The sequence below is a fragment of the Sandarakinorhabdus oryzae genome, from assembly GCF_009733735.1.
In the GTDB taxonomy this organism is placed as follows: Bacteria; Pseudomonadota; Alphaproteobacteria; order Sphingomonadales; family Sphingomonadaceae; genus Sandarakinorhabdus; species Sandarakinorhabdus oryzae.
In genome coordinates this window covers 1-596 of record NZ_WNJP01000403.1, presented here as the reverse complement: position 1 = coordinate 596, position 596 = coordinate 1, and the positions used below count along the sequence as shown (strand labels likewise).

General features: G+C 73.3%; 1 protein-coding gene and 1 pseudogene. Both read right to left on the bottom strand.

The window, feature by feature from the left end:
• On the bottom strand, positions 1–272 hold a 272-nt coding region (locus GJ693_RS16560; RefSeq protein ID WP_456238828.1), incomplete at its 3' end, for a hypothetical protein.
• Positions 269–596: pseudogene (locus tag GJ693_RS17340) on the bottom strand (NAD(P)/FAD-dependent oxidoreductase); the annotation flags it as partial. The pseudogene GJ693_RS17340 and the gene GJ693_RS16560, both read right to left, overlap by 4 nt.

Here is a 596-nt window from a genome sequence, read left to right as displayed (position 1 = left end):
ACCAGCGCGCCGGCGCCCAGCAGCGCCGCCCCGAGCAGCAGCGGCGGCGCCAGCGCCGCGCTGCCCGGCAACTGGCCGCCGCGGCCCAGGGCCCAGGCCAACGGCAGACAGACGAGGGTTGCTGCGCCACTGGCCACCGCAAAGCCGACCAGCAGCCGTGCGTCGCGCTGGTCCAGCCAGCGCCGGACCGCCACCACGCCGCAGGTGCCGCCCTGGTGGGCGGCAAAGCCGACGATGGCGGCTGCCATCACACCGGCCAGCATAAGCATCATGACAGGTCGTCGCCATGCTGGGTGATCAGCCGCGCCGACGATTCAAAGGTGAGATAGCGCCACAGCCAGTTGGCGCCCACCACCAGCCGATTGCGAAAGCCGGCCAGGAACCAGAGATGCACGGTGCACCACAGCAGCCAGGCCGCGTGGCCCGACAGGCGCAGCCGGCCCAGATCTGCCACGGCATGGCTGCGGCCGATGGTGGCCATGCTGCCGGGATGGCGATAGCGGAAGGGCGGCGCGCTGCGGCCCTGGCGGCAAGCCAGGATGGCCCGCGCGGCGTGGACGCCCATCTGCTTGGCGGCGGTGGCGACGCCCGGCACC